Source organism: Streptomyces eurythermus, from assembly GCF_014649115.1.
Classification (GTDB): domain Bacteria; phylum Actinomycetota; class Actinomycetes; order Streptomycetales; family Streptomycetaceae; genus Streptomyces; species Streptomyces eurythermus.
Genome location: NZ_BMSK01000048.1, coordinates 1 through 5,941, shown reverse-complemented (window position 1 = coordinate 5,941; position 5,941 = coordinate 1). Strand labels below are relative to the sequence as shown.

The 5,941-nt window shown below is 72.4% G+C and carries 6 protein-coding genes; all 6 read left to right on the top strand.

All coding sequences use genetic code 11. The annotated features are described in order from the left end of the window. On the top strand, nt 1–405 hold a 405-nt coding region (locus tag IE251_RS40370; RefSeq protein ID WP_229897175.1), incomplete at its 5' end, for a hypothetical protein. A 55-nt stretch (nt 406–460) separates the two neighbouring features. Beyond that, complete coding sequence (locus tag IE251_RS40365; RefSeq protein WP_189757913.1) at nt 461–1,534, top strand: threonine aldolase family protein; 1,074 nt, start codon at nt 461–463, stop codon at nt 1,532–1,534. Nucleotides 1,535–1,609: 75 nt separating this feature from the next. After that, entirely contained in the window at nt 1,610–2,938 is a 1,329-nt protein-coding gene (locus tag IE251_RS40360; RefSeq protein ID WP_189757912.1) for an ATP-grasp domain-containing protein, read from the top strand. Nucleotides 2,939–2,944: 6 nt separating this feature from the next. After that, nucleotides 2,945–4,231: an MFS transporter gene (locus IE251_RS40355; protein WP_189757911.1), complete on the top strand. Its 1,287-nt coding sequence runs from the start codon at nt 2,945–2,947 to the stop codon at nt 4,229–4,231. Between the two features lie 41 nt (nt 4,232–4,272). Beyond that, nucleotides 4,273–5,151: an N-acetyl-gamma-glutamyl-phosphate reductase gene (locus IE251_RS40350; RefSeq protein WP_189757910.1), complete on the top strand. Its 879-nt coding sequence runs from the start codon at nt 4,273–4,275 to the stop codon at nt 5,149–5,151. 16 nt (nt 5,152–5,167) lie between these two features. Then, nucleotides 5,168–5,836 (top strand): hypothetical protein, encoded by a 669-nt coding sequence (locus IE251_RS40345; RefSeq protein WP_189757909.1) that lies wholly within the window; start codon nt 5,168–5,170, stop codon nt 5,834–5,836. Nucleotides 5,837–5,941 lie beyond the last annotated feature (105 nt).

Below are 5,941 nucleotides of genomic sequence, written 5' to 3'. Positions count from 1 at the left end.
TTCGGGGTGACCCTGGACGAGGTGAACGCCATTCCGGTGTTCCCCTCGACGGCGAAGCTCATGGGATACCTGCGCCTGGCGGCGGATTCCCGCGGCCCCGCCCCGACGACGGTCTGGGACTGGTTCGTGGAATGGTATTCCGACCGCTACAACCAGGTGATCACCAATGCCGCGGCCCGCGAATTCGGCCCGGAGTTCGTCCGCGGTACGCAGTCCCACCTGGACTTCGACGAGTCCCACGACCACGACGAGCTGATGTTCCGCACCGTCTCCCGCGCCGTCGAGGTCTTCGGCACCGCGGAACAGGCCTACGCGGACCTGGAGACGTACATCGACCTCATCGGTGACTACTTCGCCGAACTCCACGCGGCCACCGTCAAGGAAGCCGCCCCCGCCGGCGTCTGAGGCACGCCGCCACCGGTCGGATCCGAACCCAAGCCCCGTCAGAAAGAGCGTTCCCATGCGGCACTCGTCCAGCGAGATCGTCGACTTCCGAGCCGACACCATGACCAAGCCGACCGAGGCGATGCTTCGCCACATGATGTCGGCCGACGTCGGGGACGACTGCTGGGGTACGGATCCGACCACCAAGGCGCTGGAGGAGTACTGCGCCGACCTGCTCGGCAAGGAGGCGGCGCTCTTCACCTCGAGCGGGACCCTCAGCAACCAGCTCGCCCTGCGTGCCCTCACGGTGCCCGGGGACGAGGTGGTCCTGGACGCCTCCACCCACTTCGTGGTCTACGAGGGCGCGCAGAGCGCCGATCTCGGCCATGTGGTGTTCAACCTCCTCAACGCCGAGAACGGGCTGGTCACCGCCCGGCACCTCGACGACGTCTTCGGCGGGCGGGCACGCGGTCCCGCCTACGCCATGCCGAAGCTGCTCTGCCTGGAGAACACCGTCAACTGGCACGGCGGCTGTGTGCTGCCGATCGAGGAGATGCGCCGGCTCCGCGCCAGGTCCACGGCCCTGGGCATGGCCACCCATCTCGACGGCGCCCGGCTGCCGAACGCCAGCGTGGCCACCGGTGTGTCCATGGCGGAGTACGCCGCCACGGTGGACACCGTCTCCGTCTGCTTCTCCAAGGCCCTCGGCGCGCCCTTCGGCAGCATCCTCGCCGGCCCCGCCGACGTGATCAAGAAGGCCAAGCGGTACCGCAAGTGGTACGGCGGTGACCTGCACCAGAACGGCTATCTGGCGGCGGCCGCCCACTACGCGCTCGACCACCACATGGACCGCATCGCCGAGGACCACGAGAACGCCGCCCTGCTCGCCAAGCTGCTGGCCGAGAACCCGCTGCTGAAGCCGCAGGTCCACGACCCCATGACCAACATCGTGGTCGTCGACGTCTCCGCCACCGGCCTCGGCCCCGAGGAGTTCTGCGCCGAGGCGGCCAAGGTGGGCGTCCTGCTGGGCGACTGGAAGCCCGGCACCGTCCGCGCGGTCCTGAGCATGTGCGCGGACGAGCAAGGGGTGCGCATCGCCGCGGACCGCCTCAACCTGCTGGCAGACCGCTGCCGCAAGGCCGCCGCGTAACAGGGCGGACGCGGCCCGCCCGGCGGGCCCCGCCACGGCCGCGCGCACGTACACCACAGCTTTCTGGAGTCCCCCATGCCCTCTGTGAGCCACCCGAACGCCTTCATCCTCATGGGCGGTTTCGGGGCCGTCTGCCGCAATTCCCGCTACCTCGTGGAGCTCGCCTCCCGCGGCGTCCGCACCCTGCTGATCACCCCCGGCATGTGGCGTGCCGAGGTCGCGGCGGCCCTCCAGGACCCGGACCACCCGGCCCACGGCCTCGCCGACGTCGCCTACGTCGACGGCAACGTCGACAGCGAGGGCGTCTTCGTCGCCGGGTCCGTAGCGGCCGCGATGCGCTGGCGCGCGCAGTACACCCTGGTGGGCGTCGCCTCGGTGAGCGAGGTGCTGGTGGAGCCCGCCGGCCTGCTGGCCGACGCGCTCGGGCTGCCGGGCGCCGGACTGCGGGCCAGCCGCGCCTGCCGCAGCAAGTACCTCCAGCGCTGGTACCTCCCCGAGTGGAGCCCCGCCTCGGTCACCGTGCCGGCCGGCGACCACGACTCCCTGGCCGGCCGTTCCCTCCGCTTCCCCGCGGTGGTGAAGCCGGCCGGACGCCACTCCAGTGACGGAGTGGCGGCGGTGGAGTCCTGGGACGAGCTGCGGGACTGTCTCGCGGGCTACTCGGCGCACGAGACGGTGCTCGTCGAGGAGCGGATCCACGGGCAGGAGTTCTCCGTGGAGAGCCTCGTGCAGAACGGGCACGTCCTGTTCAGCTCGGTCTCCCGCAAGGAGACCACCGAGTCGGTCACCCGCCGGTTCGTCGAACTCGCGCACAGCGTGCCCAGCGACCGCGACGAGGTCAACGACAAGCTCCTCACCGCGAACGCCGAGGTGATCGGCCGGCTGGACTTCGGGGACGGCATCGTGCACTCCGAGTGGCGCGTCACCGAGGACGGCCGCCCCTACCTGATGGAGGTCGCCGCCCGAGCACCCGGAGACGGTCTGCTGGCGCTGTACCACCTGTCGACCGGCGAACCGATGGAGCCGCAGATCACCCGGATCGCCCTGGGCGAACCCGCGGCCTATCCGTCGCTGAAGCGCTACACCCGGCAGGTCTATCTGCCGCACACCGAGGGCGTGCTCGCCGATGTCACGGTGGACTGGCCCGGTGTCGAACCCGCCTGGGTCGCCGACTCGGGCGTCTGGCCGGACATGGTGCCCGGTTCTCCCGACGACCCGCCCACGCTGCGCGCCGTCCTCGTGCTCCAGCCCAGGGGCTCGGTGCTGTCCCCGTTGAACAGCTCCGACGACCGGTCCGTCACCTTCATGATCGACGCGCGGACGCCGGAGGAGCTCGACGCGCTCGAGGCACGGGTGCGCGCCGCCATCACCCTGGACGTCCAGCCGTCCCGGCCCGGGAACTGACCGCCGATGCAGAGCACGAAGGCGCCCCGGACCGGTCCCGACACGGCGGCCGTGACCGAGGGCCCGCTGCGGGTCGCCGCGTTCCGCAGCCTGTGGGCGGGTGACTCGCTCGCCCAACTGGCCCACCAGGTCACCCAGTTCCTCCTGCCGCTGCTCGCCGTCACCGCCATCCACAGCAGCCCGTCCAGCGTGGGCGTGGTCTCGGCGTCCCAGTTCCTGCCGGTGATCTTCCTGTCGCTGGTCGCGGGGGCGTACGCGAACCGGGTGTCGGCGCGCGGCCTGCTGGTGGTGTGCAATCTGCTGCGCGCCGCCGCCCTCGGCGTGCTGGGCGTGGTCTGCGCGGTCACCGGACTGGACTTCTGGCTGCTCGTCGGCGCCGCGGTCGTGATCGGGTGCGTGGTCGTCTTCCATGACGTCGGTTACCAGTCCGCCCTCCCCCGGGTGCTCGCCCCCGGGCAGCTCACCGCGGGAAACGGCCTGTACGAGGCGAGTTTCTCGGCCGCCCAGATGGCCGGCCCGGCACTCGCCGGGTACGCCGTGCACGCCCTCGGACTGCCGGTTCTCATGTCGGTGACCGCGGCGTTGTTCCTCGGCTCCGCGCTGTGCTTCCTGCCGCTGCGGCTGCCGGCCCTCAACGCGGCGGAGAAGGCCAGGGAGGCGGGGGTCTCCGTCCGGGCGGGGCTCAGGTTCACCTGGCGTACGGCCGTCATCCGCGACCTGTGTGTGCAGTCCGCGCTGTCCAATCTGCACGAGCAGGCGTTCGTCACCGCTTTCGTGCTGTACGCGATCCGCTCGCTCGGCCTGTCGGGCAGCGCCCTCGGCCTGATCATGGGGCTCGGCAGTGTCGGCGCGCTCATCGGCTCCCTCGTCGTGGGCAGGCTCGGCACCCGGATGCATGCCGGGCTGGTGCTGTCCGTGTCCCTGGTGGTCGCGGGCTTCTCCCTGCTGGTGGGTACCGCCCTCGCCCGGCCGGGGTCGGCCGAGCCGGTCCTCGCCACGGCGTTCGTCGTCAACGGCGTGGCGCTCGCGGCGTACAACGTCTTCGCCATGAGCCTGCGCTCCACGCTGCCGCCGCCCGAGTACCTCAGCACGGTCACCGCCGGCTACCGGCTCGTGTCCCGGGCTCCGATGCCGCTGGGCGCCCTCCTGGGCGGTGTGCTGGTCGACGCCCTGGGCGGGGGCACCGCCGTCACCGTGATCGGTGTGTCCATGACCGTCTGCGCGATGAGCCTGCTGCGCTCTCCGCTGCGGCGGGTGCGCCGGCTGCACACGGCCGCGGAGCACACCGCCTGAGGGCACGGCACGCGGAGAGTACGAAGACGAGGGGAACACCCATGAACAGGAGTCGCACGCGCCGCGTGTTCCTCGACGGGCCGGCCCGGTCCGCCGATCCGCTCCGGCAGCGGCTGGCCCGGCACCCGGGCACGGAGGTGCTGGTGCTGGAGCCCGACGCGAGCCCGTCGAGCCGGCAGGCGCTGATGGCCGCGGCGGACCTGACGGTGGTGTGCCGGGACGACGACGCCGCCGTACGGACGGTCAGGCTGGCCACCGGTACCGGAGCGCGCATCCTGGACCTGAGCGCCGCCCACCGCACCGCCTGCGGATGGATCTACGGGCTGCCGGAACTGGCACGGCCCCAGCGCGACCGCATCACGCGTGGCCATGCGGTGGCGCAGCCGGACAGCCGGGCGGCCGCGGCGACGCTGCTGCTGCGTCCCCTGAACGCGGTGGGCCTGCTGCCGTCCTCGGCCTCCTGTGCCACCGAGGCCGTCTCAGCCGGCGGTGCCGACGTGGCGCGGGAGATGGTCAAGTGGGGCCGGCTGCCCCGCAGACCCGAGTGCCCGGCCGGCCGGACGGCCACGGCGGACGAGGGCGTCGTGCACGTCACCGTCCACGCCCCCGAGCCACTGCGGCCCGGATCGCTGCGCGACTGTCTGGCCGACGTGTACCGCGGCCAGCGGTACCTGCGCGTGGCCGAGGAGGACGGCGGTCCCGCCGACGCCCCGGCGTTGACGCTGTCCGTCCGCTCCGCGCCCGACGGGGCCGTGCGGCTCACCGCGCGGATGCCGGCGACGACCGACTGGGCCCTCGACCTGGCCGTACGGAACGTCAACCTCATGCTCGGCCTTCCCGAAGACCTCGGTGTCCTCGACGGCACGCGACCGGCCGGGACGCGTCGAGCCACCCCTCCCGCCCTTCATCCATCCCGCTGACCCACGGACCGACCACATGCGCCTGATCATCTCCCCGGACGCCGCCGAGCTGGGCCTCTCGCACGCCAGAGCGTGGCTCGTCGAAGCGGAGACACCCCTCCTCGACGGGTCGGGCATCGCCCCCGACGACGCCCTGCGACTCGCCTCGGCGGACGCCCACCCCGTTCCCGCCGGGTACGCCGGACTCCTGGCCGCCCTCGGCCACCCCGGTACGGTCCCGGCGGGCGAGCGGCTGCGGGAACTCGTACGGACCCGGGGCTGGCGCTCCATCGGCGCCGTCGTCGACGCGATCAACGTGGCGACGCTGCGGCACGGCGGCGGAATCGGCCTGCACCGGCTGGACCACGCGGAGCTGACCGCCGACTGTGTCGTGACCCGCGCCCGGGGCACGGAACGGATCGTGCCCGCCTTCTCCACCCGGTCACGCCCCGTCCCCGGCGGCGACCTGGTCTACGGGCTCCGTGAGGACGAGCCGTTCGCCTGGCTCGGGCGCCGGGACTGCGACGCGGCCGACCGTCAGCTGACGGAGACCAGCCGCCTGGCCCTCCTCGTCGTGCTCGGCTGCCCCGGACAGGACGGCTCCCACACGGAGGCGATCGGCGCGACGATCAGCGATCTGCTGCGCTCGCTGCGCCCGGACGCCGGCCTGACCGCGCTCGCCACCGTGTCCGGGGAGGCGTCGTGACCGCGAAGGACGTGCGGCGTCTGGACCGGGTGATCATCCGGTTCGCGGGGGACTCGGGTGACGGTATGCAGCTCACCGGAGACCGGTTCACCTCGGAGACCGCTT